At 24.8% G+C, this 4,480-nt stretch carries 3 protein-coding genes; all 3 read right to left on the bottom strand.

Features of this window, described 5'->3' with window-relative positions:
* Window positions 1–158: 158 nt before the first annotated feature.
* Window positions 159–317, bottom strand: a complete 159-nt coding sequence (locus M0D11_RS05280) for a hypothetical protein (protein WP_252320760.1) — start codon at window positions 315–317, stop codon at window positions 159–161.
* Between the two features lie 129 nt (window positions 318–446).
* Entirely contained in the window at window positions 447–3,404 is a 2,958-nt protein-coding gene (locus tag M0D11_RS05275) for an SMC hinge domain-related protein (RefSeq protein WP_252320758.1), read from the bottom strand.
* A gap of 82 nt (window positions 3,405–3,486) precedes the next feature.
* Window positions 3,487–4,284 (bottom strand): hypothetical protein, encoded by a 798-nt coding sequence (locus M0D11_RS05270; protein ID WP_252320756.1) that lies wholly within the window; start codon window positions 4,282–4,284, stop codon window positions 3,487–3,489.
* Window positions 4,285–4,480: the final 196 nt, after the last annotated feature.

The following is a 4,480-nucleotide window of genomic DNA, read 5'->3' as shown; positions in this document are numbered from 1 at the left end:
ACCTCTTATTTTAAAATATATAGTAATTTTACATTATTTTCTAAAAGATTCTAAACAGGTTCTAATATTACTGCTGAAAATAACGTTTGAAAATATCTAACAAAAAATAACGTAGCAACATATGCAGGTGGCGAAAACTATTATCAATATTATTTTGCTTACCATGTTATTGGATTAAATCATGATACATTACATAAATTAAATAATGCGATTGGTTCGGGAATAGGAGCAGTCTCTGCTGTCCTAGGTGTTGCCTTACCAGCATTAGCTCCAATAATTGGTGCAGTTGCAGCAATATTAATTGCACAATGATACATATGACAAATTTCTGACTATGATAATGGTAATGGAGTTGTTATTGATATGGTTGGTTTAACACCAACATGAATCGTTAATGTTTCATCACAATAAAAAATAATAAATTTATTTTTAATATAACATAAAATTTAAACGACATAATTAACATTTTTCACTGATTTATCGCTTTCAATAATTTTTTTAGCATCTGCTAATTTAATGGCTACCATTTTCGTAATTCCTTGATTTTGCATAGTTGTACCATATAATACATCACAATTTTCCATTGTGCCTGGACGATGAGTAACAATAATAAATTGTGTATATTGTGAAAAACTACGAACATATCTAGCAAAACGCTCTAAATTTGCTGGATCCAATGGTGCTTCAACCTCATCTAATATTGTCAATGGCAACGGCTTGACTTTTAAAATAGCAAATAATACTGCTAATGCAACTAATGATTTTTCACCACCTGATAATAAGTTTAAATTACTAATTCTTTTACCAGGAGGATTAGCAAGCACTTCCACACCTGTATTTAAAATATCATCAGGTGATGTATATCGTAAACTACAAGTTCCTCCACCAAATAAAGTTTGAAATGTTTCGGGCAATACCATATTAATAGCTTTGATTGTTTCATCAAATTGCGTTACCATAACATTATCCATTTCATCAATGGCTGTTAACAACGATTGTGATGCTAATTGTAATTCATCATGTTTAGTTTTTAAACGTAAATAACGTTCATTTTCATTTTCAAATTCTTCAATAGCATTAATATTTACAAATCCTAAATCTTCAATTTCACTACGTAATTGTTGTACCAAATTACGTGCTTGTTGTTCGTCTGCTAATGGTTCACTATAATGTTCTCTAGCATATTCATAAGTTAAATTATAAGTTTCAACTAAACGTCTTAAATGTTGTTCTACTTTTGACTCCATTTTTACTTGTTCAAGCTTTTGATTATTTAATTTATCACTAGTCATAAAATGTTCTTGATTTAAACTATATAATTCATTTTCTAAACTTTGCATTTGTTCTAATAATTGATGTTTCTGTTTACGAATTAATTGTAGTTGACTTTTTATTGTTGCTTGATCATATTTAGAATTTTCATATTGAATAAAAATATCATTTAATTGGTTTGTAGTATCAATATCTAATTTTTTACCAGTTAATGTTTGATATTGAGTAGTTAATAATTGTGATTGATTAGTGATATCACTAATTTCACTAATCAGTTTATTTATTGTTAAAATAATTGTCAACTTTTGACCTTGATAATTATTTAATTCGCTTTCAATACTTGTTCTTTGGACATTTATATTAACTAATTGTTGTTCTAATGATTTAATTTCTTCTTTTAATTCAGAAACTATTAACTTTTCTTTAAAAACATTAATACTATTTTGATGTTGATAACCTCCAACAATAGCACCACCAGCTTTAATTAATTGACCATCTAAAGTTACACATTGATATTTAGCAGCAATTAATTGTGAAATAACTCTTGCGCTTTCTAAGTCTTCACAAATAATAGTACGACCTAAAAGAAAATTAATAATCGGCTGAATTCTATTATCAACTGCTGTAACTAAATGATGAGCAAAACTTAAATAACCTGATTTACTATTAACAATAATTTCATCTTCTTTAGTCGCTGTTCGAACTTGAATTGAATTTAAAGGTAAAAAAGTGGCAATTCCCGCTTTATTTTGTTTTAAAAATTCAACAGCCTTGGTTGCATCTTTGTTAGTCGCCGTAACAATGTTTTTTAAAGTATTGCCCAATACTTTAACAATCGCTTCACTATAAAGATCGGGCACCGAAATTAAATCACTCACTACTCCAATGATGCCATATAGTTTATCTTTATTATTTAAAATTGTTTGAACACCCAAATATTTTTGATTTTGTCGTTGTTGATAATTAATTACCGATTCTAATTGTGCTTTTTTTTCACCTAAACCACGATGAATATTATTTTGTCCTAAAATTAAATCTTGATGTTGAACATTTAGTTCTTCAAATAAATTATTAATTTTATCAAAATTTTCTTGTTCTTTTTTTTGTAAAAAAGTTTTTTGTTCAATAATAGTAAGCAAAGTTTCAATTTCATTTTTTAATTTTTCAACTTCTGTTTGATCTTTTATTTCACTTTGTTTTGTTTTCATTAACGATTTTTGTTGTTCTAAAACTTGCAATAAACTATTAACATTAGATAAATTCATTTCTAAACTATTAATGTTTTTATCTAAATCATAACTTTTATTTTTTAAAAATTTTAATTGTTGTTCATTCTTACTAATATTTAAATTAAGTTGTTGTTGTAAAATTTCATTATCATTTATACTAACTGTTGTAAGTTTTAATTGATTATGATATGTCTCCAAATCTTTAACAATAATAGTAATTTCATATTTTTTTAAATTATCACGTAATTCAACATAAGTTTTAGCTTTCTGTGCTTGTTTTGCTAATGGTTCAATTTTTCTACTTATTTCACTAATAATATCATTAACTCGAACTAAATTTTCATTAGTACGCTCTAATTTACGTAATGACTCTTCTTTCCTCTTTTTGTATTTTGAAACACCAGCAGCCTCTTCAAATAAAGTTCTTCTTTCTTCTGGCTTAGAATCAGCAAATCGTGAAACATTACCTTGACTAATAATTGCAAGTGAACCTTTAGCTAAACCTGTACCCATAATAATTTCTTGTACATCTTTTAAACGAACACGAGCTTTATTAATGTAATATTCATTTTCTGAACTATTACGAAAAGTTTTTCTAGTAATTTGTACTTCATTAAAATCAACTTTAAATATTTTATTAGTATTATCAAAAACTAAAGTAACTTGAGCACTATTTAATGGTTGTTTTCCTTTAGCACCATTAAAAATTATATCTTCACTATTTTCACCACGTAATGATTTAACTGATTGTTCACCTAAAACTCAACGAATAGCATCATTAATATTAGACTTCCCAGAACCATTAGGGCCAACAATACCTACAATATTAGTATCAAATTCTATTGTTAAAGGCTCTGCAAATGACTTAAAACCATATGCTTCGATTCTTTTTAAGAATGCCATCTTACCTCACCTATTTTAAAATATATATTTATATTTTACCATGAATCAGCTTAATATTTATTGTTAAGATTTAGCAGAAATATTACTTTATTTGCATTATTATTTGTTCTTTAATTGTTTTATAATAAAATTTATTAATTCACAAATAAAATAATGTAGTACTAATAATAGTACTAATAATTAACATTATAACTAAGATACTATTAATTCATAATGGAATTCCAATAATTGAATAATTAAAGTTGAGGATGTTATAAGGATAAATAAAATTTTTAACATCATTTGCTTGTAAAATACCGGCTCTAATATAAATATAAGTTAGATAAATAATTGGATAAATAACCACTAATATAAATTGTTTTTTAATATTGATATTAAATTTGTTTTTTCTAAACGTTAAAATTAAAAAAATAATCATCAATATTGGTGATACTAAATGATCTAAAAAGGAACAAAATAAAGATAAATTATTCAATTTTCAAAATCAATTAAGTTCTAAATCTAACTTTGAAACACTATCAATAAATATCCCCACTCAAAAAATAAGGGCAGTAATAGTTATGTATATTGTTAAATTAATTTGACTATAAATATTAGTGAATCTATTTGTCTGCTCTTTTTGATGATAAATTAAAGAAAATAAAAATCAAATATTAACAATAAATATTGTTTGAGAAGACCAAAATGATAACATTACATCAAAGTTTTGTAATACTATAGAATTATAAAAATTATCTTTATTAGTACTATTAACATATCAAAATTCAGTAAATACAGAAAAGATGATAGTCAATATTGATAAAATAAAAATTAATATACAACTTAATAATTTATATAAAAATCTTCAATCTTTAAATTTTTGCTTATATAATAAAAACACAAATTATTCCTCTTCGAAAAACAAAATCATATTTAATAAATATAATAATAACAATTTTTTTTGCTAATTTAACAAAAAAGTATTAATTAAATTTGATATAAACATTTTTAATAAGAAGAAGTAAGCGAAGTTGAAGATAAATTTCTACTAGAATCACTTTCTTTACTTTGTTCAAGTTCATCAAAATTGTTTGAAC

This window comes from Spiroplasma endosymbiont of Lariophagus distinguendus (assembly GCF_023846195.1).
Taxonomy (GTDB): domain Bacteria; phylum Bacillota_I; class Bacilli_A; order Mycoplasmatales; family VBWQ01; genus Spiroplasma_E.
This window is presented reverse-complemented; position numbering and strand designations above follow the sequence as displayed.